The sequence below is a fragment of the Acidobacteriota bacterium genome (genome assembly GCA_022340665.1).
Taxonomy (GTDB): domain Bacteria; phylum Acidobacteriota; class Thermoanaerobaculia; order Thermoanaerobaculales; family Sulfomarinibacteraceae; genus Sulfomarinibacter.
Genome location: JAJDNM010000090.1, coordinates 76,203 through 102,017 on the forward strand (window position 1 = coordinate 76,203; position 25,815 = coordinate 102,017).

The 25,815-nt window shown below is 62.7% G+C and carries 23 protein-coding genes; 21 read left to right on the forward strand and 2 right to left on the reverse strand.

Translation table 11 applies throughout. The annotated features are described in order from the left end of the window. Positions 1-90: 90 nt before the first annotated feature. A complete protein-coding gene (locus tag LJE93_10810) occupies positions 91-279 on the reverse strand; it encodes a hypothetical protein (GenBank protein ID MCG6949391.1) in 189 nt (62 codons plus the stop codon). Positions 280-499: 220 nt separating this feature from the next. On the opposite strand from LJE93_10810, the gene trpB reads away from it, so the two are divergent. The 21 genes from trpB (at position 500) to LJE93_10915 (ending at position 21,990) form a co-directional block, all read left to right on the forward strand. After that, a complete protein-coding gene (trpB, locus tag LJE93_10815; protein ID MCG6949392.1) occupies positions 500-1,696 on the forward strand; it encodes a tryptophan synthase subunit beta in 1,197 nt (398 codons plus the stop codon). Then, the gene (gene trpA, locus LJE93_10820) at positions 1,693-2,490 is read left to right on the forward strand and encodes a tryptophan synthase subunit alpha (GenBank protein ID MCG6949393.1); all 798 of its coding nucleotides are present in this window, start codon (positions 1,693-1,695) and stop codon (positions 2,488-2,490) included. Before trpB ends, trpA begins: the two co-directional genes overlap by 4 nt. Positions 2,491-2,595: 105 nt before the next feature. Next, complete coding sequence (gene rsmA / locus LJE93_10825) at positions 2,596-3,372, forward strand: 16S rRNA (adenine(1518)-N(6)/adenine(1519)-N(6))-dimethyltransferase RsmA (GenBank protein ID MCG6949394.1); 777 nt, start codon at positions 2,596-2,598, stop codon at positions 3,370-3,372. Between the two features lie 100 nt (positions 3,373-3,472). Next, positions 3,473-4,261 carry an undecaprenyl-diphosphate phosphatase gene (locus LJE93_10830; GenBank protein MCG6949395.1) on the forward strand — a complete coding sequence of 263 codons (789 nt, stop codon included), beginning with the start codon at positions 3,473-3,475 and terminating at the stop codon, positions 4,259-4,261. Continuing rightward, positions 4,261-6,675 carry a DNA translocase FtsK 4TM domain-containing protein gene (locus LJE93_10835; GenBank protein ID MCG6949396.1) on the forward strand — a complete coding sequence of 805 codons (2,415 nt, stop codon included), beginning with the start codon at positions 4,261-4,263 and terminating at the stop codon, positions 6,673-6,675. The genes LJE93_10830 and LJE93_10835 overlap by 1 nt, the downstream gene beginning before the upstream one ends. A 2-nt stretch (positions 6,676-6,677) precedes the next feature. Next, entirely contained in the window at positions 6,678-6,989 is a 312-nt protein-coding gene (locus LJE93_10840) for a hypothetical protein (GenBank protein ID MCG6949397.1), read from the forward strand. 210 nt (positions 6,990-7,199) lie between these two features. Continuing rightward, complete coding sequence (gene mutL, locus LJE93_10845) at positions 7,200-9,008, forward strand: DNA mismatch repair endonuclease MutL (GenBank protein ID MCG6949398.1); 1,809 nt, start codon at positions 7,200-7,202, stop codon at positions 9,006-9,008. Further along, positions 9,008-9,880, forward strand: coding sequence for a rhomboid family intramembrane serine protease (locus LJE93_10850; GenBank protein MCG6949399.1), 873 nt, complete (start codon positions 9,008-9,010; stop codon positions 9,878-9,880). The genes mutL and LJE93_10850 overlap by 1 nt, the downstream gene beginning before the upstream one ends. Before the next feature lie 123 nt (positions 9,881-10,003). Further along, positions 10,004-11,704: a glycosyltransferase family 39 protein gene (locus LJE93_10855; GenBank protein ID MCG6949400.1), complete on the forward strand. Its 1,701-nt coding sequence runs from the start codon at positions 10,004-10,006 to the stop codon at positions 11,702-11,704. 197 nt (positions 11,705-11,901) lie between these two features. Next, complete coding sequence (locus LJE93_10860; GenBank protein ID MCG6949401.1) at positions 11,902-12,618, forward strand: hypothetical protein; 717 nt, start codon at positions 11,902-11,904, stop codon at positions 12,616-12,618. Positions 12,619-12,631: 13 nt separating this feature from the next. Beyond that, positions 12,632-12,865 (forward strand): 4Fe-4S binding protein, encoded by a 234-nt coding sequence (locus LJE93_10865; protein ID MCG6949402.1) that lies wholly within the window; start codon positions 12,632-12,634, stop codon positions 12,863-12,865. A 127-nt stretch (positions 12,866-12,992) separates the two neighbouring features. After that, positions 12,993-14,081: a 3-methyl-2-oxobutanoate dehydrogenase subunit VorB gene (locus LJE93_10870; protein ID MCG6949403.1), complete on the forward strand. Its 1,089-nt coding sequence runs from the start codon at positions 12,993-12,995 to the stop codon at positions 14,079-14,081. Then, the gene (locus tag LJE93_10875; GenBank protein MCG6949404.1) at positions 14,074-14,847 is read left to right on the forward strand and encodes a thiamine pyrophosphate-dependent enzyme; all 774 of its coding nucleotides are present in this window, start codon (positions 14,074-14,076) and stop codon (positions 14,845-14,847) included. Before LJE93_10870 ends, LJE93_10875 begins: the two co-directional genes overlap by 8 nt. 11 nt (positions 14,848-14,858) lie before the next feature. Then, positions 14,859-15,425 carry a 2-oxoacid:acceptor oxidoreductase family protein gene (locus tag LJE93_10880; GenBank protein MCG6949405.1) on the forward strand — a complete coding sequence of 189 codons (567 nt, stop codon included), beginning with the start codon at positions 14,859-14,861 and terminating at the stop codon, positions 15,423-15,425. A gap of 11 nt (positions 15,426-15,436) precedes the next feature. After that, entirely contained in the window at positions 15,437-15,919 is a 483-nt protein-coding gene (locus LJE93_10885; protein MCG6949406.1) for an NAD(P)H-dependent oxidoreductase subunit E, read from the forward strand. Next, positions 15,909-17,795: a 4Fe-4S binding protein gene (locus LJE93_10890; protein MCG6949407.1), complete on the forward strand. Its 1,887-nt coding sequence runs from the start codon at positions 15,909-15,911 to the stop codon at positions 17,793-17,795. The genes LJE93_10885 and LJE93_10890 overlap by 11 nt, the downstream gene beginning before the upstream one ends. Then, positions 17,795-18,574, forward strand: coding sequence for a (2Fe-2S)-binding protein (locus LJE93_10895; GenBank protein ID MCG6949408.1), 780 nt, complete (start codon positions 17,795-17,797; stop codon positions 18,572-18,574). Before LJE93_10890 ends, LJE93_10895 begins: the two co-directional genes overlap by 1 nt. Before the next feature lie 67 nt (positions 18,575-18,641). Beyond that, complete coding sequence (locus LJE93_10900) at positions 18,642-19,145, forward strand: 4Fe-4S dicluster domain-containing protein (GenBank protein MCG6949409.1); 504 nt, start codon at positions 18,642-18,644, stop codon at positions 19,143-19,145. A gap of 60 nt (positions 19,146-19,205) precedes the next feature. Continuing rightward, entirely contained in the window at positions 19,206-19,718 is a 513-nt protein-coding gene (locus LJE93_10905; GenBank protein ID MCG6949410.1) for a ferritin family protein, read from the forward strand. 447 nt (positions 19,719-20,165) lie between these two features. Continuing rightward, a complete protein-coding gene (locus LJE93_10910; protein MCG6949411.1) occupies positions 20,166-20,420 on the forward strand; it encodes an acyl-CoA-binding protein in 255 nt (84 codons plus the stop codon). A 115-nt stretch (positions 20,421-20,535) separates the two neighbouring features. After that, positions 20,536-21,990 carry an amidohydrolase family protein gene (locus tag LJE93_10915; GenBank protein MCG6949412.1) on the forward strand — a complete coding sequence of 485 codons (1,455 nt, stop codon included), beginning with the start codon at positions 20,536-20,538 and terminating at the stop codon, positions 21,988-21,990. A 311-nt stretch (positions 21,991-22,301) separates the two neighbouring features. On the opposite strand, the gene LJE93_10920 is transcribed toward LJE93_10915, so the two are convergent. Beyond that, positions 22,302-25,799: a vitamin B12-dependent ribonucleotide reductase gene (locus tag LJE93_10920; protein MCG6949413.1), complete on the reverse strand. Its 3,498-nt coding sequence runs from the start codon at positions 25,797-25,799 to the stop codon at positions 22,302-22,304. Positions 25,800-25,815: the final 16 nt, after the last annotated feature.

Here is a 25,815-nt window from a genome sequence, read left to right on the forward strand (position 1 = left end):
GCCAGCCGCCCTTCCATTTCGGCGTCGACCTCTGATCGCTGCCGGCGGCGGGTTGGGGGAGTTCAGACGTCTGGTGGGTGAGTTCACAGGTCATCGAAGCTTTGCGACCTTGAGGTGGGGGAGCTTTGCAGACGGCCTTCGGCCGTCGCGAACCGCCCCCGCCAGCGAGAGGTCGATCGCCGTCCGCCAGCCACCCTTCCATTTCGGCGTCGACCTCTGATCGCTGCCGGCGGCGGGTTGGGGGAGTTCAGACGTCTGGTGGGTGAGTTCACAGGTCATCGAGCAGCTGAGACCCTGATCTGGACGGTGTTCCGTGCCTTGCCAAATGCTTGGATCTGATACTCGTTACTCGTCTCTCGTTGCTCGATATCCCCCGTCCGATCTCCTTTCATGGGGGTGGGTGGGTGGATCGAGTATCCAGCATCAAGCATCGAGGATCCGAAGACGTTTCGCAGGAGGAAACCGCTCACGAGCACGATCCTGTAGAATCGTCGCTCTCATGAAGAAGATCCCCGACGACCGCGGATACTTTGGCGACTTTGGTGGCCGGTTCGTGCCCGAAACCCTGATGGCCCCTCTGGCAGAGCTCGAGGAGGCATATCGAAAGGCCGGTCGCGACCGCGGTTTTCGCAGCCGGCTCGACGAGCTCCTGGTTCATTACGTCGGCCGTCCAACGCCGCTGTACTCTGCGCGCCGACTGTCCGCCCGACTTGGAGGTGCCCGTATCTGGCTCAAGCGTGAAGATCTGTGCCACACCGGAGCGCACAAGATCAACAACGCTCTGGGTCAGGCTCTGCTCGCCTGTGAAATGGGCAAGAAGCGGGTGATCGCCGAAACCGGGGCCGGGCAGCACGGTGTGGCGGTAGCGACTGCGGCAGCTCTCCTCGGCCTCGAATGCAGGATCTATATGGGTTCCGAGGACATGAGGAGGCAGGAGCTCAACGTTGTTCGCATGCGGCTGATGGGCGCGGAAGTGACTGCGGTGGACGCCGGGTCGCAGACCCTCAAGGATGCAATCAACGAGGCGCTGCGCGATTGGGTCACCCATGTCAGATCGACCCACTACATCCTGGGGTCGGTCCTCGGACCCCACCCCTACCCGATGATGGTGCGCGATTTCCAGGCGGTTATCGGACGCGAGGCCCAAGCGCAGTTCAAGAAAGCTGCTCGCAAGCTTCCTGATCTCGTGGTGGCCTGCGTCGGAGGCGGTTCCAACGCCGCCGGGATTTTTTCGGCGTTCGTATCCCAGGTATCGATTGGGCTGGTCGGAGTGGAGGCCGGAGGGCGCGGGATGCGGCCGGGTGATCACGCGGCCAGGTTCTCCGAAGGCGGGGCCCCGGGAATCCTGCACGGGACGCGCACCGTGGTCCTCCAGGATGACGACGGGCAGATCCTCCGCACCCACTCGATCTCGGCCGGGCTGGATTACCCGGCGGTCGGCCCCGAACACGCGAGTTGGCGCGAGAGCGGGCGCGTGGTCTACACCCATGTCGGCGACGACGAAGCGGTCGACGCGTTTCACCTGCTCTCGGAGAGCGAGGGCATCGTGCCGGCGCTGGAGTCTGCTCACGCCGTCGCTTATGCGGTTCGAGTGGCGCCCTCGATGCCCCTGAGCAGCGACATCCTGGTGAATCTCTCGGGCCGCGGAGACAAGGACCTGGCCGAGGTCGCGCGGGCCGAAAGGGATGTGACGTGAACCGCATCGAAAAGTCATTCCGTGCGGCCAAACGGGATCGGCGCGCGGCGTTCATTCCCTATATCACCGCCGGGGATCCGGGTCTCGAGCGCACGGTGGAGTTGGTGCGGGCGTTGGCGAATGCCGGCGCGGACATTGTCGAGCTCGGTGTACCGTTCTCGGATCCCATCGCCGACGGGCCTACCAACCAGCGAGCGGCTGAACGGGCTCTGGCTTCCGGAACCACCTTGACTCGTGTGCTGGCAACGGTCGAGGTGATCCGTCGGGAAATCGAGACTCCAATTGTTCTCTTCACCTACGCTAACCCTGTGGTTCGTTACGGGGTGGAACGGTTTGCTCGAGATGCTTCGGCTGCCGGCGTCGATGGTGTGCTGTTGACCGATGTGCCGGCCGAGGAAATGGCCCCATTCGAAGAACAGATGGGTGCCCACGGGATTGACTTGATCATGTTGGTGACCCCCACCTCGGATCGGCGGCGGATGAAGGCTGCCGCTCGGTTTGGCGGCGGGTTCCTGTACCTCGTTTCGAGAACCGGGGTCACCGGTGTCCGGAAGGACCTCGACTCCGAGCTCGCATCCAACGTTCGTACGGCGGGAAAGGCTTCTAAACTCCCGGTCGCCGTTGGGTTCGGTATCTCCTCGCCGGATCAGGTGGCTCGGGTGGCCGCGTTGGCGGACGGCGTTGTCGTCGGGTCGGCGATCGTCAGCCGCATCGGCGCCCTGGGAGACTGTGAGGAACTCGTCAGCGAGATCGAGACATTCGCCGGGGAGCTCGCCGCAGCGTGTAAGAGGTAGTTTTGAGTGTTGAGTTTTCAGTTTTGAGTTCCCACCCGCCCCTCCGGAAATCTTGGGCGGGCGGGGGCAACCCAAAACTCTTAACTCAAAACTCATGACTTTTGTATGGGTAGACCCAAACGTCGCCGCCTTGGCCAGAACTTCCTCGTCGATCGAAATGTCGCCGAAAGGATCGCGAGCCAGCTCTCGGATGAACCACCCCGCGTACTCGAGATCGGACCCGGTCGCGGCGCGTTGACGGAACACTTGCTCGAGCGTTTCGAACGTGTTGTCGCACTCGAGCTCGACGAAGTCCTCGTACCACAGCTTGAACAGCGATTCGGCGGCCTCGGGCTTCAAGTGCGGCATGCCGATGCCTTGAGGATCGACCTGGACTCTCTGGCAGCCGCCGAATCGCCGTGGCAGGTAGCCTCCAACCTGCCGTATTCGGTGGGAACCGCCATCCTTCGTCGTATTCTCCGCCGTCACGATCTCTTCAGCCGAGCGGTTGTCATGCTGCAGCGTGAGGTGGCCCACAGAATTGTGGCTGATCCGGGGGGAAAGGGACATGGCCTGCTGGCTCTCGAGCGCGCAGCCTGGGCCGACGCCAGACTCCTCTTCGATGTCCAGCCAGTGGCCTTTCGCCCGCGGCCCAAGGTCGTTTCTACCGTCGTGGCGCTCGATCTCAAGCGTCCCGTATGTGAAACCGAAATCCTTGACAGAGCACTTGGATTGGCCTCGGCAGCCCTCACCCTTCCACGAAAAAAGCTCCGCAACGCGTTGTCGTCGGAGGTCAGTGCCGCGACCGTCGAGGCAGCGGGTCTGGATCCGGCCGCCCGGCCCGGGACTCTCTCTCTTCAGGACTGGCTCAGGCTCGCCGAACACCAGCCGATCGAAGCATAAGTTAGCCGGTGGCAATAACTTGCCTTAAATGTTACCATTTTGAAGGTATGGGTGTGTTGAGCGATAACCTTTCCCGTCTCGGCCCTTCAGTGGTGCGGGGATGACGTTTTGGCAGGCCGCGATGCTGGGGGTCCTGCAGGGCGTGACGGAGTTCCTGCCGGTCTCCTCGTCGGGGCACCTGGCTCTGGCCCAGATGTTGATTCCGGGATTCGAGCAGCCCGGAGTCGTTTTCGATTCAACGCTTCACCTCGGCACCGCGTGCGCGGTGCTCTGGTTCGAACGCCGGCAGATCGCCGACTGGGTCGGGTCGTTGCAGGGAAGACGACTGTTGGCGTTGCTCGTGCTTGGCACAGTTGCGACTGTGGGCGTTGCGTTTCCCTTACGGCACATCGCGGTGGCGGCCTTTTCGCAGCCCGCGTGGGTCGGCGTCGGACTCGTGCTGACTGGCCTGGTGGTGGGCAGCACGAGGTTTCTGCCGGGGGGATCGTCCGACCAGTTGACGGTCAGCTGGCGGCAAGCGCTGGCGATCGGTCTGGCGCAGGGCCTCGCGGTCTTCCCCGGACTGTCGCGGTCCGGAGTGACAATCGCCGCCAGCCTGGGAGTCGGTCTGGAACGGGCATGGGCGGCGAGGTTCTCATTCCTTCTCAGCGTGCCCGTCATCGCTGCGGTGACCGCCGGCCAGGTCCTCGAAAGGCGGGCTGATGTGATGGCTGCGGGAAACGGGTTCCTGGTTGCGTGCGCAATTGGAGCAGTGGCTGCCGGGGTCTCCGGCTTCTTTGCCCTCCAGCTGGTGATCGCAACTGTGTCGAGCCGGGTGTTCAACCGCTTCGCGTGGTACTGCATTCCGCTCGGCGTGTTGGTGATCGTCCTGGTGTGGGGAGGGCAGTGATGCGCGAGCGGGTTGTCCGCGAGGCGGTTGCGGTCGCGCTACTCCTCGGCGCCTTGCTGGTCGCTGTGGCCCTGGTGTCGCACTCGCCGATGGACCCGAGCCCATTCCACGCCACGACTCTGCGGGAATCTCCGCAGAACCTCGCCGGTTGGCTCGGGTCGACGCTTTCCGCCGCCCTCTTCAGCTTCATCGGAGTGACCGCGTTCGTTTTGCCGATCGCGGCCGCGGTCCTCGGTTGGCGACTGCTGCGCCGGTCACCGATGGCCAACCCCAGGCTGGCGGCTGCCGGTTGGGGGTTGCTGCTGATCGCTCTGCCAGGTTTTGCCTCCCTGGTCGCCGACGATATTCCCTTTCGTGAAGGCCGCATCTCGGCGGGAGGCTACGTCGGCCTTGCCGAGACTGAGCTCTTGAAAGGTTTTGCCGGTCCGGTGGGTGGCATCGTGGTGCTCATTTTCCTGCTCGTGGTTGGCATTCTGTTGCTCTCCGGTGCATCGGCGGGGGCGTTTGCGGACCGTCTTTCGGAGAACCTGCGCGCCCGTTGGTTCGAGGCGCGGCAAGCGGCTCACGAACGTCGGCGGGAGAAAGAGAAGGTGCGTGCGAGCCAGCGCGTCATCGATCGCCAGGTGCGACGCCTCGAGGGCAGTGGAGATTACCAGGGCTCGCTGACGGTGAAAGAGGTCGAGGGACGGGGACGGTTCCGCATCGTCCGCAAGCAGGCGGAACACGAGCCAGTGTTCGAAGAAGAAAAGGCGGAATCGAAGGTTCGAACGAAGACCGAGGAAGCCGCGGCCAAACAGAAGCCGACGGCCAAGAAGCCTGCGCAAACCAAGCGGGCCAAGGTACAGGAGGAGTTCGATTTCGTAGAGGACCTCGAGAGCTACGACCTGCCAAAGGAATCATTCCTCGACCTCGTGGAGGATGTGCCGGAGCGGGATTCGGCAGCCCTGATCGAAATGTCGAAGCTGATCACCGCCAAATGCCAGGAGTTCAAGGTCGGGGGTGAGGTCGTCAACATCCGGACGGGTCCCGTGATCACCACCTACGAGTTTCGCCTCGACTCCGGAGTCAAGATCTCGGCAGTTCAGAATCTATCCGAGGATCTGGCCCTTGCCCTGCGAACCGATTCCGTGCGCATCGAACGCATTCCAGGACGCGCCACCGTCGGTATCGAGGTGCCGAATCCGGATCCCGAAATCATCCGCCTGCGGCAGCTGATCGCGGCGCCGGAGTTCCAGCGTGCACAGTCCCTACTGACTCTGAGCCTGGGCGTCGATATCCGTGGCAAGGCCTTCTACTCGGACCTCAGCCGAATGCCGCACCTGCTGATCGGCGGATTCACCGGCGCGGGGAAGTCGGTCGGCCTCAACGCCATGATCATGTCGATCCTCTACAAGGCGAGGCCGGACGAGGTGAAGTTCATCCTTGTCGACCCCAAAATGGTCGAGCTCGGCGTGTATGCCGACATTCCCCACCTCTTGACACCGATCATCTCCAACCCGAAGAAGGCGGCCAATGCGCTCGGCTGGGCGGTCTCCGAGATGGATGAGCGCTACCGGGTGCTCGCGGCTCTCGGGGTGCGGAATCTGCAGCAGTACAACCAGCTGCTCAGAGATCCGGTACGCCTGCGAAAGGCGAAGAAGAAGCTCGCTGAAGAGGCCAACGGCGATGAACCGGCCCTCGAACCGATGCCCTACATCGTCATCGTCATCGATGAGCTCGCCGATCTGATGATCTCTTCGGCACGTGCCGTCGAGGAGTCCATCACGAGGCTCGCACAGAAGGCGCGAGCGGTCGGAGTTCATCTCGTGTGCGCGACCCAGCGGCCATCGGTGGACATTCTGACCGGTATCATCAAGGCGAATTTCCCGTGTCGGATCGCCTACCAGGTGCGTTCCCGGTTCGACTCACGCACGATTCTCGATTCGATGGGCGCGGAGCATCTTCTGGGGCGGGGCGACATGCTCTTCCTGCCACCCGGCAGCGCAAGCGTAGTGCGGCTCCACGGACCGTTCGTAACGGAGAAGGAGATCGCCGGCGTCGTTCGCTACGTCAAACGCTTCGGAAAGCCGGAATATCAGAGAGAGGTCTTGTCGCACGCACCGTTGGGGCCGCCCGAGCGAGGCCGCAAGCCGACAACCCTGGACGAGGCCGAAGACATCGAGGACCCGATGTACGATGCGGCCGCACGTCTGGTTGTCAAAACCAGAAAGGCCTCTGCCTCATACATTCAGCGTCGGTTGAGGCTCGGCTACACCCGTTCGGCCCGTCTCTTGGATATGATGGAGAGAGAAGGGATTGTGGGCCCCCCGGCCGGATCGAAGGGAAGAGAGTTGCTGGTCCCCGAAAACCACTTCGGTGAAGTCGACGAGACGCACGCTCTCAACGACGATCGCCCGAACGACGACGGAAGGTGATGATGGAATCGGAGGTTCTCGGTCTGTCGCCGGTCACTCTCTATCAGCTCGGTGCCGCCGCGGTTGTGTCCGTTCTGCTGTTGCTCCTGCTGGCGTCATTCATGTCGCGCTCGCGCGTGTTCTGTCAGTACCTCAACCACATGACCGGCATCAAACTGAAACCGGGTACCGTGCAGGCCCTCTACAAACGCCGGGGGCGGGCCGGAGTTCGCGACCACCTCATCGACTTACTCATCAAAGAGGACCTGGCGGATCCCAATCGCGTCGTCACCCCCGACTCCAAGCCGGACATCTCGGTCTTCGAGAATCCGTAGTCCGCCCACCCGACCGATGCTCGATACTGGATGCTGGATACTCGATCCGCCCGCCCACCCCTTGACAATTCAGCAGGAGAGTTTATCGATTCGTTGAATCCAACATCCAACATCCAACATCCAACATCCAACATCCAACATCCAACATCCAACATCCAACATCCAGCATCCAGGATCGGATGGGCGGGCGGGACGAGTATGATGTCCCTCGTGCCTCGAATCCGAGTCCTCTCCGACCCCCTCGTCAACCGCATCGCCGCGGGCGAGGTGGTGGAGCGTCCCGCTTCTGTGCTCAAGGAGTTGGTGGAAAACAGCCTCGACGCTGCCGCACAACGCGTCGAGGTCGAGCTCGCAGCCGGGGGCCGTAGCCTGGTGCGGGTGACCGACGACGGCTGCGGAATGGATCCCGATGACGCCCTGCTCGCCCTGGAACGTCATGCGACATCGAAAATCGGCTCGGTCGAGGATCTCGGTCACATCAGCACGCTCGGTTTCAGGGGCGAGGCGTTGCCCTCGATAGCGGCGGTCTCGAAATTCATGCTCCTCACGGCCGAAGATCCCGCGGAGGGCGGGGTTCGAGTGACGGTCGAAGGGGGGCGAATTTTCGGTGCGGAGGCGGCGGCGCGTGCGCGTGGCACCACCGTCGAGGTCCGTGACCTCTTTTTCAACACCCCAGCGCGGCGCAAGTTCCTGCGGGCTCCCGAAACCGAGCTCCGACATGCCCAGGAAACCCTGTGGGGAGCCGCGCTGGCCCGGCCGGATGTGGCCTTCATCCTCCGTCACGGAAATCGAACGTTGATTGACGCGCCCGCCGTTGCCGACAACTCCCAGAGACTCCGGGATGTATGGCGTCGAACGGATCGGGTCACCCGTTTCGAGGCACAGGGGGCCGGAGGGGAAGTCCGTGGTCTCCTGGCTCCGGGTAGAGGGCGCGGCCGGCCGACCCTCGTTCTGCTGGTCAACGGCCGCGCAGTCCGTGACAGACTGCTCGTCGGCGCCGTCCTTCGGGTTCTGCGCGAGGGCGGCGGCGGTTACGGTGGTTCGCGAGTCATCGTCGATCTGAGGCTTCCGCCCGAAACGGTCGATGTCAACGTCCACCCGGCCAAAGCTGAGGTCCGATTCGCCCACGCGGGTGCGGTCTTTGGCCTCGTCGAGCGGGCGCTGAGGGACGGGGTGGCGGCCTCGCAGGGACGGATCGCGGTAAACCGGCTCGAAGAGGGTAGCTTGGCAACGGGTGGGGTTGCCGAGCCGTCCGCACGCAGTTACGCCGGGATCGAGGGGAATGCCGCCGCAGCTGGATCGCCGCTCTTCGCCCATCCGGTCTATGGCAGTGATGATGAAGGCGTCATCGGCGGCGGCGCGGACATCGAAACAACCGTTGCCCGGCACCATGCGGAATCAAGAGCATCAGGGGCCAAACCCGGCCCGGCCGATACGCCATTCGGGCGGCTCATTGGTCAATATCGGGACTCCTTCCTGCTTCTGGAAGATGACCACGGCCTGGTGATCGTCGATCAGCACGTGGCCCACGAACGGGTTCTCTACGACCGCATCCATCGTCGGCTGGAGGCGGGCGAGGCCCCGTCGCAGAGGTTGCTGACGCCGCGGTTGCTCGAGGTCGGTGAGGCGATGACGGCGGTCCTGTCCGAGGCCGAGGAACTACTGCTACGGGTTGGCATCGAGGCCGAGGCATTCGGAATCGATACCGTCCGCGTAACCTCCGTGCCGCCCGAGCTCGACCCGGGGGCGGTCGATCAGGTGGTCGAAGAGATCCTCGACCGAGCCACCGCACTCGACGGCGTGCCGGAACGGGCGGCCGAAGAACTGGAAGAAGAGCTTGCAGCCTCCCTCTCTTGTCGGGGTGCGATCAAGATCAACCATAGACTGACCCGTCCCGAGCAGCACGCTCTGCTCGATGACCTGTTCGAGACGGACAACCCCTATCGCTGCCCGCACGGGCGGCCCATCATTCTCCGGCTCAGCCAGGAGGAGATGGAACGACGTCTCGGGAGACGCTGATGCAGCGAGAGCACTGGCACCTGACCGAGGGCCTCATATTCGCCCACTTCGCAGTCTTCATTCTGAGCGCTTCCATGTCCGGAGGATTGCAGGCTCTGGCCCTCATCCCGGGCTCTATCGGTGCTCGTCCCTGGACCCTCGTGACCTACCAGTTCGTGCACGGCAGCAGTATGTTCTGGTTCTTCATTTCGATGCTCGTGCTCTGGATCATGGCGCGCCCGATCGAGGAGAGTTGGGGCTCGCCGCGGTTTTTGGCGTTCTGGCTGGTGTCGACCTTCGGCGCGTCGCTCACCGCTGCCGCCCTGGCTCGACCGCTCTTCGGAGATGTGGGCTTCGGCACCTGCCTTCTCTTCACCTTCGCCACGCTCTACCCGGAGGTGGAGTTCCGACTCTTTTTCATCATTCCGGTCAAGGTCAAGTATCTGGCGGTGATCGCGGCGGCGATCCTGGTCTACTCGAGCTTCTCCTTCGGGATCGTCGGTGGCCTCGCCAACATCGCCGGTGTCTCGGCGGGCTACCTCTTCTTCCTTGCCACTCGTCGGCTCCCGAGCCGCCGCAAGTTCGCCTTTGAGATCAAGAAGAAGCGCGCCGACGCGGTCATTCGTACCGAAAACCAGCAGGCCGAGAGCCGAAACCGAGCGTGGGACGCTGCAGTCAAGGCAGCAGCCGAGCGGGCGCGTGCCGGCTCCGCGGTTGCGGACGAGGATCAGGCGCTGCTGGACGAGCTTGACGCGGCCAAGGACCCGTCGATCACGGTGTGTGCGCCAACCGAGTTCGGGTTCGTCGATGACGACGTGTGCAAGGGGTGTACCGGCTTCGCCGAGTGCGCCGCCCGTCACATACGCATGGCTGCAGACGAGAGCAAGAGTTGAGAGTTTAGAGTGAAGAGTTGAGAGTTGTCCCCCGCCCACCCATCGAAATATTGGGAGGGTGGGTGGAAACTCTCAACTCTCAATTCCCAACTCCCGGTTTCGGTGTGGTGCACAATGGGGTCGATGGATTCGAGCTCTGAGCCAGTGCACCAGCGGAGAATTGAAACTGCGACGCTGATTGCCATAGCGCTGCTGGCGGTGGCGCTGCTATGGCGAGTGGTGTTCTTCCTCGAGATGTACACCAGTCCGTACGGCAACACACTTTCCCTCGACTCGGAGGTCTATCACGAGGCAGCGCTCGAGGTGGCGCACGGACGCTGGTCGCCGGGCGAGACCTTTTTTCAGGCGCCCCTCTACCCGTGGGCGCTCGGCGTGGTCTACGCCGTGTTCGGACCCAACCAAACCTTCGCCAAGTTGTTGCAGATACTTCTCAGTGTCGCCAGTTGCTGGTTGATTTATCGGATGGCCGAACGCACTTTCGATCAGACGATTGCCCGGACCGCCCTCGCCATCGCTGCGGTTTACGGAACCTATATGTACTTCGCGAATGAACTCCTTGCCGTCACCCTCCTGGTCTTCCTCGACCTCCTCGGCCTCGATATCCTGCTGGTTGCCGTCGAAGGGGAGCGGCAACGGCTGTGGGTGACTGCGGGTCTCGTCTTCGGGATTTCGGCGATTGCGCGGCCGACGATTCTTCCTTTCGTGGCCGCTGTCGGCCTGTGGGTCGTGATCTCCGGAGGGCGATCGCAGAGGCTGAAGCCCGCGATGAGCTCGACTCTCCTGTTTGCGGCTGGCGTGGCCATGCCGATTCTCCCGGTGACGGTTCACAATTATCTGGCGGACGGCGATTTCGTACTGATTGCTTCCAACGGTGGATTCAACTTCTTCATCGGCAACAACCCTCGATCTGACGGCATCACCGCAGTCGCACCAGGGTTGAGAGCGGATCGCCGTGGTGCCCAGGCCGACCAGGATCGAATCGCTCGAGAGGCGCTCGGTGATCCCGAGGCGACGCCGAAGGACGTGTCGGACTTCTGGTACACCCGCGGTTGGAACTGGATCAGTGAAGAACCGGTGGCGGCCTTCCGACATGTCGCTCGTAAGGGTCTCTACCTGATCAACGCGCACGAGGTCTCGAACAACAGGGTCATCGAGTTCGTCACCCGGCATTCTTCGATCTTCTCGCGGGCAACCATCAGATTCTGGATGATCCTGCCCCTGGCTGTTGCGGGGATCGTGATCGGCGGGGGAAGGGGCAGGCAGAAAAACCTTCTGCTGCTTTTCGTTATCGTCTACTCGGCAACAGTCGTGTCGTTTTTCGTCAACAGCCGTTTTCGGATGCCCATGGTGGCCGTCCTCATTGTCTTCGCCGCCGCTGCGGTGGTCGCGTGGTTCCGCTGGCTTCGATCCCGACCGCTCGATCGACAACTCGGAATGCGAGTTTTCGTATCAGTACTCGCGGCGGTGGCGACAGCGGTTCTGATACGCCCTCTGCCCGCATTGGAGGTGGCGGACGCCCAGGCGTTCTTCAACGAGGCCGAAGCCTACCGTGCACAGGGAGATTTTGCCGGCGCGGCGCGTTGGTATCGGTTGGCTCTCGAGGCGTTCCCCGGCTACTGCGATGCGGCCTACAATCTCGCTCGAATCCACGCCGAGATTCAACCTGACCCGTATCGAGTGATCGAGGTCCTCGAACCGGTGTCGGATGCATGTGCCGAGGATGAGGCCCTCCAAGACCTGCTGATCCATGCCCGGAGTGCGGTTGAGCCTCGCGGTGGAAACAGCCGTTCAGCGGACAGTGACGTTCCTTCCGACGACCTCTGACGGAGAACCACCTGAATCCCGGGTCGTTGCAGGACTTTGCTGTAACTGTGTCTCAATAAGAGACTTGCATTCGTGATTTTTTTCACATACCTTGTGGGCAGATCTCGGCCGGGTTATGCTGATGCCCCGGTCTCTCGTCGCAGCGCCAACCTGGTGAGGAGGGCGGGCCAGGGAAAAACACGAGCTGGAGAAGGGATTTGTATCGGAAACGGGTGACAGTGTTTGTCGGCCACTTCGGGAGCGGCAAGACCGAGGTCGCGCTCAACGGCGCGCTTGATCTGGCCGCTGCGGGGGCGCGCGTCACTCTGGCCGATCTCGATGTTGTCAAGCCCTACTTCCGATCGCGTGCGGCGAGGGAGATCCTCGCCGAGGCCGGTGTCGAGCTTCTCGCTCCGACCGGCGCCAACGTCTACGCGGATCTGCCGATCATCGTTCCCCAGATTCGCAGCCACCTTCGCCAATCGGATCGTCGGATGCTCATGGATGTTGGCGGCGACGAGGTTGGTGCCCGAGTGCTGGGCTCGTTGTCTGACGTTGTGCCGGCCGACGAAACCGACTGCTGGCTGGTACTGAATTTTCGTCGTCCATCGACTCCGGATCCCGAACGTGCGCTCGAAATGGTGCGCGAAATCGAAGCGGTCGGCAGGTTGCGAGTTTCCGGTTTGATCTCAAATACTCATCTCATGGAAGAGACCACACCGGCGATCGTGCTCGACGGCTATGACCGGGCAGTCGAGGCCGCGCGAATGGCAGATGTCCCGGTGTTGGCGGTGACCGTGACCGAGGATATCGCCGCTGATTTGAGAGACGAGGACCTGGAGTGTCCCGTTGTCCCGATTCACCGCATCGTGAAGCCTCCGTTTGCCCAGAACCTCGAGCGGAGGACAACCGGCCCGCTATTCGTGGTCAACTGAGAAAGGAGCGTCCATGTCGCGGATCGTGATCAGCCCTGACCGCTGCAAGGGCTGCGAGCTCTGCGTTCAGGCCTGCCCCCAGCAGATTCTCGGGATGGGCAAGCAGATCAACAACAAGGGCTATTACTACGCCGAGATGGTGGAACAGATGCGCTGCATCGGCTGCCGCCTGTGCTGCATCACCTGCCCCGACATGGCCATCGAGATGCAGGTCAACGGGGCGATGTACCACTACTTCAGCTATTGATGGGATTGGTGATGACGACCGTACCCGAGTCCGCGTCCGCGACCGCGTCCGTGCCCGAACCCACGTGCCGGGAGGAAACGCCCGATCGGACTCGGACTCGGATGCGGGTTGTTGATCGGAGATTCCCATGACCAAGAAACTCATGAAAGGTTCGGAGGCGATAGGCGAGGCCGCCGTCCAGGCCGGCTGCAAGCTCTTCTTCGGCTATCCGATAACTCCCCAGAACGAGATCCCGGAGTACATGTCGATGCGGCTGCCGCAGATCGGCGGCGCCTTTGTCCAGGCCGAGTCGGAGGTCGCGGCTTCGAACATGATCTACGGTGCAGCGGGCGCGGGCGAGCGCGTGATGACCTCCTCGTCGTCACCCGGCGTGTCGCTGATGGCCGAGGGAATCTCCTACCTCGCCGGATCGGAACTGCCGGTTGTGATCGTCAACATCATGCGTGCGGGACCCGGGCTGGGAGGGATCCTCCCCAGTCAGGGCGACTATTTCCAGGCTACCAAGGGCCTCGCGCACGGTGATTTCCGCGTGCTGGTGCTGGCGCCGTGGTCGATCCAGGAGGCCGCGGATCTGGTGCAGGATGCGTTCGATCTCGCCGACTACTACCGCAATCCGGTGATGATTCTCGGCGACGGCCTGATCGGGCAGATGATGGAGCCGGTCGAGTTCTCGGATGACCGTAAGCCGATCAAGGATCTCCAACCCAAAACCTGGGCGACGACCGGGTGTGATGGAAGCCGACCGACGAACATCATCAACTCGCTCTTCCTCGATCCGGAAGAGCTCGAGCAACACAACATCCGGCTCAAGGCCAAGTACGATCGTATCGTCGAGAACGAGGTGCGCTACGCCGAGGATGGTACCGACGGGGACTTTGACATCCTGATCGTTGCCTACGGCACCGTTGCCCGAGTGTGCTCGACCGCTATCGACGAGCTGCGGGAGGCCGGAAGGGCGGTCGCCATGGTCCGACCAATCTCCCTCTTTCCGTTCCCCTACGACGCGGTTCGCGAGGCGGCCCTCAAGGCGAATGCAGTGCTCGTCGTCGAGCTGTCGGCCGGACAGATGATCGAGGACGTCAGGCTCGCCCTTTCCGGTAGCCGGCCAATCCACTTTCTCAACCGGATGGGTGGCATCCTGGTTTCGCCCGATGAGGTCATCGACAAGGTCAATGCGATCCTCGATGGCAATTCGGAGGAGGTGCACCATGGCTGAGACGGTCTTTGCCCGTCCGACGGCCCTGGCCGAGGTCTCGACCCACTACTGCCCGGGCTGTACCCACGGAGTGATCCACCGCCTCGTGGCGGAGATCATCGACGAGCTCGGGGTGCGTGAACGCACAGTCGGAATCGCCCCGGTCGGTTGTTCGGTGCTCGCATACAACTACTTCAACGTCGACTTCCACGAGGCATCTCACGGGCGAGCGCCGGCGGTGGCAACCGGGATCAAACGTGCGCGGCCGGATCTGGTCGTCTTCGCCTATCAGGGCGACGGTGACCTCGCCTCCATCGGTATGGCCGAGATCGTCCACTGCGCCAACCGAGGGGAAAAGGTCACCGTGGTCTTCGTCAACAACGCCATTTACGGCATGACCGGTGGCCAGATGGCGCCGACGACGATGCCCGGGCAGGTGGCGACAACCTGCCAGCTCGGCCGTGATGTCGAGCTTGCGGGCTACCCGATTCGCATCGCAGAGCTCATTTCGACCCTGCGGACGCCGGCATTCGTGGCCCGCGCCACGGTGCACAACCCGTTGGTCGCGGTTCACGCCAAGGAGATGTTGCGGCGGGCCTTCACCTGTCAGGTGGAGGGCACCTGTTTCTCGCTGGTCGAAATCCTCTCGACCTGTCCGACCAACTGGGGCGTTCCGCCCGTCGAGGCAACCGGCTGGCTCGAGAAGAACATGCTGCCCTACTACCCGGTTGGGGTGTTCAAGACGCCTCAAGGCGGCAGTCGCGAACCGAAGCCGCTGGTCGTCTGAGGGAGCTGGAAATGCAGAACGACGTCATCATGGCGGGCTTCGGAGGACAGGGAATCCTCCTGATTGGCAAAATGTTGGCCTACGCCGGCATGCACGCCGGCAAGGAGGTGTCCTGGCTGCCCTCATACGGTCCCGAGATGCGCGGCGGGACCTGTAACTGTACGGTGGTCATCTCAGATGACCCGGTGGGCTCGCCGGTGATCCGCTCGCCGCGCGCCGTGGTTGCGATGAACCAGCCGTCGCTGGAGAAATTCGAGCCGGACATCCGTGAGGGAGGGCTGTTGCTCATCAACTCCTCGCTGATCAATCGCGGTGCCGATCGGGAAGACCTGACGGTGATCGAAGTGCCGGCGAACGAGATGGCCGCCGAGCTCGGCAATCCACGCGGCGCCAACATGGTTGCGCTGGGGGCCTATCTGGGCGCGACCGATGCGGTACCGCTGGAAGAGATTGTAGAGGTCGTGCGAGAAACTTTCGCCGCCAAGCCTGCGATGATCGACGTCAATATCGAAGCGCTGCGCAAGGGCTACGAACTCGGCGCCGCTGCAACCAACGAGCCCGCAGCGGTGGAAGTGTAGGGGGAGGGTGAATGGCTGAAACCCCGTGCTCTGACCTCGGCAAGGCCGAAGAGATCCTCGGCCGCTATCCGCATGAGGAACCGGCGCTGATCCAGGTTTTGCAGGACGTGCATCGCGCCTACAATTACCTGCCGTGCGATGTGCTGGAGAGGGTGGCCGACGCCCTCGACGTTCCGTTGGCCAAGGTCTTCTCCGTTTCAACCTTCTACAAGGCGTTCTCGCTCGAACCGCAGGGCGACACCATCATCAAGGTGTGCATGGGCACCGCATGCCACATCCGTGGCGGCGGGCAGCTGGTGGAGGAACTCGAAAGGCAGCTCGGAATCGGTCCCGACGAGACCACCGAGGACCTCAAGTTCACAGTCAAGACCGTCAACTGCGTCGGGGCGTGCGCGATGGCTCCGGTGATGATCGTCGGCGAGAAATACTATGGCGGCGCGAAGCCGGCCAAGGTCTCGAAGTACGTCGACGAGGGGGGCGCCGATGAGAATTGAGTCATATGACCAATTCATGGCGCTCAAGCAGCAGTCTCTCGAGCGTGAGTCCAACCGCACGCAGCAAGTCTTGGTGTGCTGCGGCACCGGTTGTCTCGCATCGGGAGCGAAGGCGGTGGCGGAGGCCTTTGCCGAAGAGATCGCCAAGCGCAGCGTGGACGCCTCGGTCGAGCTCTTCGTCAAGTCGACCGGTTGCCACGGTTTCTGCGAGCGTGGGCCGCTGGTGGTCCTCAACCCCCAGGGCATCCTCTATACCAAAGTGAAACCCGGCCGGGTCGAGGAGATCGTCGAGAAGACCCTGGTCGCTGGCGAGGTCATTCCCGGCCTGCTCTACAAGGAACCGGTGACGGGCGAACGGGTGGAGAAGTACGAGGAGGTGCCGTTCTACAAGAACCAGGTGCGGGTCGCGATGCGCAACATCGGTCGCATCGACCCGGCCGACATCCTCGACGCCGTCGCCCACGGCGCCTACTCGGGCGCCGCCAAGGCCCTCTTCGATATGACTCCGGACGAAGTGATCGGTGAGGTCGCCACCGCGGGCCAGCGAGGCAGAGGTGGCGCAGGCTTCAACACCGCCCGCAAGTGGCAATCGTGCAAGGATGCACCGGGCGAGCAGCGCTTCGTGCTCTGCAACGGCGACGAGGGCGACCCTGGCGCCTTCAAGGACCGCTCGATCATGGAGGGTGACCCACACTCGGTCCTCGAAGGGATGGTGATCGGCGCATATGCGGTCGGTGCTCACCAGGGGTGGATCTACGTTCGTGACGAATACCCCCTGGCGGTGGTGAACCTGACCATCGCGATCAATGAAGCCCGGAAATACGGCCTGCTCGGCAAGAACATCATGGGATCGGGCTTCGACTTCGACATCGAGATCTCCCGAGGCGGCGGCGCCTTCGTCTGCGGCGAGTCATCGGCCCTCATGCGGTCGCTCGAGGGCAAGACCGGTGAGCCGCGGGCAAAGTACGTGCACTCGACTGAGAAGGGCCTCTTCGACCTGCCGACGGTGCTCAACAACGTCGAGACCTGGGCCGGCATCGGCGCCATCGTCGAGCGCGGCGGTGCGTGGTTCGCCTCGATGGGGACCGAGCGGTCCAAGGGCACCAAGGCTTTCTCTCTGGTCGGCAAGGTCAAGAACACCGGCCTGATCGAGCTGCCGATGGGCACCTCCCTGCGCCGCATCATCTACGACATTGGCGGTGGCATCCTCAAGGACAGGCCGTTTAAGGCGGTGCAGACTGGAGGCCCGTCTGGAGGCTGCGTGCCGGAGGAGCTGCTCGACCTGCCGGTCGACTACGAGGAGCTCACCGAGGCCGGGTCAATGATGGGATCGGGCGGCATGATCGTGATGGACGATCGTACCTGCATGGTCGACGTCTCGCGTTTTTTCCTCGCCTTCCTCGAGGAGGAGAGCTGCGGCAAGTGCACGCCCTGCCGCGAGGGCCTCAAGCAGATGCTCCACATTTACGACCGGATCATCGCCGGCCTGGGTGAGGACGGCGACCTCGAACTGATCGAGCGCCTGGCCCGGGGGATGCAGCTCGCCAGCCTGTGCGAGCTCGGCAAATCGGCGCCCAACCCGGTGCTCTCGACCCTGCGCTACTTCCGTTCGGAGTACGAGGCCCACATTGCCGACCACGCCTGTCCGGCCGGGGTATGCCGCGAGCTGACCGCCTTCGAAATCATCGAGGATGAGTGCGACGGCTGCCACCTCTGCTTCAAGGCGTGCCCGGTCGACGCGATTAGCGGGATCGTCAAGGAGCTGCACGTGATCGACCACGAGGCGTGCATTTCCTGCGGCGCCTGCCTCGAGGTCTGTCCGACGGACTCCATCCGCACCTTTCCCAAAAAAGAACTGAAGGCGGAGGTGGTGTGATGCCGACCCTGACGGTCAACGGACGGAGTGTGACGGTGGCCTCCGATGCCACCATTCTCGATGCCGCGCGTGCGGCCGGGGTCGAGGTGCCGACCCTCTGTCACTTCGACGGGCTCGAGCCGTGGGGTGGCTGCCGCCTGTGCGTGGTCGACATGTCGCAGGCCAACTGGGACGACGACTGGTTCAAGGTGGTAACTGCATGCAACCATCCGGTTAAGGAAGGCATGACGGTGGTGACCGACTCGGAGCGCATCATCGAGACCCGCCGTGTCGTTCTCGATCTCCTGCTCGCACGCTGCCCGGACACGCCGCTGGTGCAGCGGTGGGCGCGCGAGTACGGTATCGAAAAGACCTCCTACACGCCGAACCCCGAGCCTGACGACTGCATTCTCTGTGGACTCTGCACGAGGGTCTGTGACCACATTGGTGTGTCCGCCATTGCCTCGGTCAATCGTGGATGGGGGAGGGAGATCGCGCCGCCCTTCAACCAGCCGCCGCCGGACTGTATCGGCTGCCTGGCATGCGCCGAGATCTGCCCGACGGATTGCATCCCGTACGAGACCTCGAACAGCCGGCGACAGATATGGGGCAAGGAGTTCGAGATGCTGCGTGATCCCGAGACCGGGGAGGCTGTGATCACGAAGGAGCAGTCGGAGCATTTCGCGAAGCGAACCGGTGTGCCGATGTCGTACTTCGAGACTTCCGACCGAAGCAAGAGGCGGGAAATGGCGAAGACCTTCGAAAAATTGTCGGTATTCGATTCGGGAGCCAGACAATGACGCATCCGATCCCGAACCCAAATTCGAACCCGATCCCGGGACTCACCCGGACACCTCGGGAGTGGGAATGGGAGCGGGAGCGGGAACGGAGCTGCCGCTGATGAAGATGATCTACAAGGTCTCCGTGGAACGTTGTATCGCGTGCGGAAAGTGCGAGCTGGCCTGTGCTTTCGCCCACGGATCGGAAGGCCGGCCGTCGAAAACCAGGATCAACATCCATCGTCGCGGTCCGGAGCTGGGAACACCGATCGTCTGCTTCCAGTGTGATGAGGCGGCGTGCGTTGCTGTCTGTCCGACCGAGGCGCTGGTTCGGAATGCCGACACCGGGGCGATCGAAATGGCGCGATCTCGGTGTATTTCATGCAGGATGTGCGTCGCCGCCTGTCCCTTCGGCAACATGCTGTGGGACGAAACCTATCATTGCGTCCAGAAGTGCGATCTCTGCGGCGGTGACCCGCGATGCGTGCCCTTCTGCCCGACCGGAGCGATTGCCTGGGTTCCGGTGGAGGAAGCCGCGGTCCCGCCAAAACCGTTGGATCGGGAGACGTTGGAGATCCCCTCAGTGCTGTGAGGATTCCGTGCCCGTTTCCGGGATCGGGAACGGGATCGGGATCGGGAACGGAGCCGATAAATGACTCAAACACACGACGAGATTCTCGAGATTCTGAAGAAGGCGTACCAGATTGAAGTCGATGGCTACACTTTTTACTCGATGACTGCCGATCGCGCGTCCAAACCCGCGGTGCAGGAGCTCTTCGACAAGCTCGCCCGCGACGAGGTACAGCACAAGGCCTACCTGCAGTCGGTGATCGGCTCTTACCAAGAAAAGGGGCTGGCCGCGTTCAACATCAAACATCGCGATCCGGATCTGCGGGCCTTCACCGCCAGCATCTTCACCGAAGAGTTCAAAACGCAGGCCGAGGGTGCGGACTTCGAGCTCGGCGCGCTTTCGATCGGGATGACGCTCGAGACGAATGCCATCAAATATTTCACGGGTGCGGCCGAGAGCACCGCCGAGAAGGAGGTGCGGGAGTTCTACGAATTTCTCGCCGACTGGGAGCGCCAACACCTCGACGCGCTGCAGGGTCTCTACAACGGCGTCCGCCAGGACTTCTGGTCGGACTCCGGTTTTTCACCGTTCTAGCCCGGGTCCGAAAGGCCCGCCGCCGCGATCTGCGATCGCGGCACGCGTCCTCGGGACTCCCGATCTCCACGACCACGCTCGTGTCGATCGATCCTCCCTCGTCCGCTGCGCAGCTTCGCTGCGCCGGCGGGCCGCTGCCGAAGCCGGTGTCGACCGTGCCCGTTTGCATCCCGCCCCCTCCCTCCACCCACCCTCAGAAATCCTCGCGCTTCGCGCGACGGTTTTCTGAGGGGAGGGAGTGAATAAAGACCTGGCCACAGGGTTACTTCCGCTTCTTGTCATTCATTATCTGCGTCGATCTGCGTGATCTGCGGTTTCCTCCGGGGTGGATGTGCAGATCCAGCATCGAGCATCCAGCATCCAGCATCCAGCATCCAGCATCGAGCATCTGGGCTCTCGCACCTCGCATACTCCGGGTACAATGCCCATCCACCGGAGGTGCGACGAATGGAATTGAAAGAACAATTCGAAGGCTCGATCGAAAGGGCGAAGGGGCTGCCCGATCAGTCGAACGAGACGCTGCTCGAGCTCTACGGCCTCTACAAGCAGGCCACGGTCGGCGACGTCGAAGGGGAGCGCCCGTCCGGCTTCGATTTCCGTGGCGCGGCCAAGTACGACGCCTGGGAAAAACGACGCGGCATGTCCTCCGACGCTGCAATGCAGGCATACATCGATCTCATCGATCGACTTGCCGCCGGCTGAGCTGATTCGGAGGATCTGCCCGGCAACCCGGCCGCGAGTTCCTGCGTATCTCTCCTGCGACGGGGTGACTGTGGGTTTCGAGCCGATCTTGCGCGTATCTCGTCGAGGTGGGACGATGAATCGACATCGAGTGTTCTGTATTTGCGTCCTCGCGTCGTTGGCGTTCGGGGCGGCCGCTCAGGATCGCAAATCAACGATTGATAGCCCGTACACGCCCGACCGCGTGCCATCATCCCGACCTGTGGCCTTTGTCGACGTCTCCGTTCTCCCGATGACGTTTAATGGAGTTCTCGAGCACCAGACTGTGGTGACGATGCACGGCAGGATTCACGCCGTTGGGCCGGTGGATGAGATCGAAATCCCCGCCAGAGCGATCACGATCGACGGCTCGGGACGCTTCCTGATGCCGGGCCTCGCCGACATGCACACCCACCTCGATATCGAGCTCGGGGACGGGGCGAACGAGGCGGTGCTGTGGCTGGCAAACGGCGTGACGACGATCTTCAACCTCGGGGACCAGATAACCCCCCTGGGCGATGGGCTCATTGAGCTTCGTGACGACATTCTCAGGGGCGTCCGCCCCGGCCCCACGATCTACACTGCAAGCATCGCCTACGGGCCGGACACGGGTGCCCGTTCCTCACATACCTTCACGACCGCCAACGAAGGTCGCGATTTCGTGACCGCGAGCAAGGTGGCCGGCTACGACTTCATGAAGGTCTACACCTCGACCACCGCCGCGACCTTCGCCGGCATCTCCGATCAGGCGCGGGTGGAGGAGATGGCCGTCGTCGGCCACGTACCGCGCGCAGTTGGGTTGAATCAGGCGCTGGCCGACGGGCTTGTGATGGTGACACATCTCAACGATTTCTGGTGCCGCGCGTTCGACTGCGGGATGAATGAAAACCGGTTGAGCGACGCCGTGAACCCCATGGTCACGCATGGGGCGTGGGTAGCGACCACTCTTTCTCTGAACCGGAACTACAAGGATATGTACTGCGGCGACGTGGGTGCCCTGGAGCGTTATGTCCTCCAGGAATACTGGCGTTTCATCCACCCGGATATCATCGGCCACTGGTACAACCTGGTGACTGGTTCGTGGAATCCCGCCGGGTGCAGAGGAGGCGACATCGAGGAGGCCTGGGACTTCCTTCTCTGGTACTCCGAAGAACTCCATGAAGCCGGAGTGCCGATGGTGCTCGGCACCGATGCACCACCGGTTGTCGGCGTTCCAGGCTGGTCATTGCACGACGAGATGAGGATCGCGGACGGTTTCATGACCAGGTTCGATGCGCTGAGGCTTGCCACCGCGAACGCCGGGCGTTTCATGGACGAGCACCTTCCGGGTGGGGAGGCGTTCGGCACGATCGAGGAGGGGAAGCGCGCCGATCTCCTCTTGCTCGAGGCCAATCCCCTCGATTTCCTGTCAAACGCGAAACGGCGAGTCGGGGTCATGGCGCGAGGCCGCTGGTACTCTGAAGCCGCGTTGAAGCGCCAGCTCGAGTGGGTTGCGTACTCCTATCACGGTCTCCCGAGCCCCCGCACCGTCTCCCGTCGCGCCAGTTCCTGAACGGCGACCCCGCAAGCTTCGCCGAGGCCATACGGGGCGCCATAGACGGAGTCAGCTCCGGGCACCATTCCCGTACCCGAGGTTGAACCACCAAGTCACCAAGACCGCCAAGGGTCTTCCGTGAATGAATACCTCGCTCATCGGATTGCGATCGCCAATACTTGCGCTCATTTCCTGTCAGAAACGGTAGCCGCCTCATGATGAGCCAATTATCACCTGGCGTGTGTGGCGTCGTGGTGGCGAAACACAAACCCACCCGGGGTGGGTGGGAATTCAAAATTCATAATTCCTAATTCAAAATTGTCGCTCCCTCAGGAACAACCGGTGGTTCCCCCACACGAGTCGCACTTGAGGCAGGTGCCGTTGCGCACCAAAGTTAGCGCACCGCACTCTGGGCAGGGGTCGCCTTCGTAGCCCATATAGCGTGCCTTTTGCGCCGCGGCCTGCTCTCTGTCGAGGGCTGCGCGGCCGGTTGCGATCGGCGCCGACTCAGTCGCTCCATCCCTTTGGCTCTGGCCGACTGCGATCGGCCGGACCTCGGCCATATCGTCCGGATTGGGCGGCAGCTTGTGCTGGTCGGAACCGGTGCCGACGGCGTCGTGGCGTAGGTCCTCGAGCGACACCTGGGCGAGGTCGTCGCGATCGAGGTAGGTGATGGCGAGCTCGCGGAAGATGTAGTCGATGACCGAGGTCGCCATTTTGATGCGATCGTGGCCGCCGACCATGCCCGAGGGCTCGAAGCGGGTGAAGACGAAGGCGTCAACGTACTCCTCGAGCGGCACTCCGTACTGCAGGCCGAGCGAGACAGCGATCGCGAAGCAGTTCATCAGCGAGCGGAATGCGGCACCTTCGCGGTGCATATCGAGGAAGATTTCGCCGACCGAGCCATCCTCGTACTCGCCAGTGCGGATGTAGACCTTGTGCCCTCCGACCGAGGCTTTCTGGGTGAAGCCGGTGCGGCGGCCCGGGAGGCGGTGGCGGCGCGCCTGGTATCGGATGACGACGCGCTCGGCCATCGACTCGGCGACCCTTGCCGGATCCCCGGTCGCGACGGCTTCGGCGATCGCCTCCTCATCCTCGACATCCATCGCGATGCTGAGCGGCTGGCTGAGCTTGGAACCGTCTCGATAGAGCGCGACCGCCTTGAGCATTTTTTGCCAGGCCAGGTAGTAGGCGCGCTTGATATCGTCGAGGGTGGCCTCCGCCGGCATGTTGATGGTCTTCGAAATGGCGCCGGAGATAAACGGCTGGGCGGCGGCCATCATCAGGATGTGGCCGTCGTATTGGATCGACCGCGTGCCGTGCTTGCCGCAGCGATTGGCGCAATCGAAGACGGCGAGATGCTTGGCCTGAAGGTGCGGCGCGCCTTCGACGGTCATGGTTCCGCAGGCCCAGGTATTGGCCTGTTCGATTTCGTCTGGGCTGAAACCGAGACGGGCGAGAACGTCGAGGTTCCAATCGGCGATTTCCTCGTTCGACAAGCCGAGCTCACGCAGCCTGTCCTCCCCCACCACATGAGGAGCAAACGCATTCGAGATCTCGAAGCTGGTGGGAAGGTTCTTTTCGATCGCCTCGATGTCCTTGTCGTTGAATCCTTTATCCTTGAGCGCCTGGTGATCTATCGTTGGGCAGCCTTCGAGCGTACCGCGACCGACGGTGTAGGAGACGATGTCGTCGATCTGCTCAGGGGTGTAGCCGAGCGTCGAAAGCGCGGCCGGGATGCCCTGATTGATGATTTTGAAGTAGCCGCCGCCGGCCAGTTTCTTGAACTTGACGAGTGCGAAGTCGGGCTCGATCCCGGTCGTATCGCAATCCATTACCAGGCCGATGGTCCCGGTCGGGGCGACAACCGTGGTCTGGGCGTTGCGGAAGCCGTGCTCGGTGCCGAACTCGACGGCCCGGTTCCAGACCTCCCGTGCAGCCGCCACTAGGTCCGGCGGCGTCGTGTCGGCCGACAGACCCATTGGCTTGATCGTCAGACCCTCGTACATCTCCGTCGGCGCATCGTACGCCGCCCGGCGGTGGTTCCCGATCACCCGCAACATGTCCTCGTGGTTCTCCTGGTAGCCCGGGAAGGCTCCGAGTTCTCCGGCCATCTCGGCAGAGGTCGTATAGGCCTCACCTGTCATGATGGAGGTGATGGCACCACAGATCGAGCGGCCGGCATCCGAGTCGTAGGGTATGCCCATCCTCATCAACAACGACCCGATGTTGGCGAATCCGAGGCCGAGCGTGCGGTATCGATAGCTGAGCTCGGCGATGCGGCGTGACGGGAAAGATGCCATCAGCACCGAAATCTCGAGGACGATGGTCCACAGGCGCACCGCGTGGCGGAAGGTCTCGATGTCGAAGTGCCCGTCCTCACGGAGGAACTTGACCAGGTTCAACGATGCCAGATTACAGGCCGTGTCGTCGAGAAACATGTACTCCGAGCACGGGTTGGACGCGTTGATACGGCCGCTCGCGGGGCAGGTGTGCCATTCGTTGATGGTGTCGTCAAACTGGAGCCCGGGATCGGCACATTCCCAGGCGGCGAGAGTGATGTCATTCCACAGCTTGGCCGCCGGGACCTTTTTTGCGACCTCGCCGTCGGTGCGGTTCATCAGAGTCCAGTTGCGGTTGACCTCGAGGGCCGAGAAGAAGGCATTCGGCACGCGTACGCTGTTGTTGGCGTTCTGCCCCGACACCGTGTAGTAGGCGTCGGAATCCCAGTCGGTGTCGTATTCCTCGACCGGGTAGGTGCGCACGCCCTGGGTTGCCAGCTGGAGCACCCGCTGGATCGAGCCGTCGGGCACGCCGCGGCGGCGCGCCATCACGATGCGGCCGCGGAGTTCGGTGTTCTTATTGATGTCCATGACAGGCTTGGACGAGTCTTCGGGGAAGCACGCGTCGAGGATCTCCTGCAGCTGCCGACGCAGCAGCCGTGAGCCCGCCACCAGGGCAGCCACCTTGCGTTCTTCGACCGCCTTCCACGATATGAACTCCTCGATGTCCGGGTGGTCGAGATCAAGGCACACCATTTTCGCGGCGCGACGGGTCGTGCCACCTGACTTTATGGCTCCGGCAGCTCGGTCTCCGATTCTGAGGAAGGACATCAGGCCCGAGGAACGGCCACCTCCGGAGAGGGGTTCTCCACAGCCGCGAAGTCTCGAGAAGTTCGTGCCGGTGCCAGAGCCGTACTTGAAGAGGCGCGCCTCGCGAACCCACAGGTTCATGATGCCGCCGTCGTTGACCAGGTCGTCGTTTACCGACTGGATGAAGCAGGCGTGGGGCTGCGGGTGCTCGTAGGCACTGGAGGAGGTTTTCAGCTTGCCGGTCTTGGGGTCGGCGTACCAGTGACCCTGGGCCGGGCCGGTGATGCCGTACGCCCAGTGCAGACCGGTGTTGAACCATTGCGGAGAGTTGGGCGCCGCGTACTGGGACGCCAGCATGAAACTGAGCTCATCGTGAAAGGCGTCGGCGTCCTCATCGGTGTCGAAGTATCCGTGCTCCCTGCCCCAGTGTGTCCAACACCCGGCGAGACGGTCGAACACCTGTCGCGCGTCGCGCTCGGGTCCGGTCAGGGGCTCGCCGCTTTCGGAAATCTCCGGCGTTCCGTCTTCGCCGATCTGCGGCACTCCCGCCTTGCGGAAATACTTCTGGACCAGGACATCGACCGCGACCTGCGACCAGCTCTCCGGCGCCCTGACCCCATCCATCGAGAATACGAGCGTGCCGTCCGGGTTTCGGATCTCCGACGACCGTTCGATGAAATTGAGGTTTTCGTAGGGGTCTTCTCCGACGCGTGTGAAGCGACGCGTGACCTTCATACTGTGCCCTCGTCCT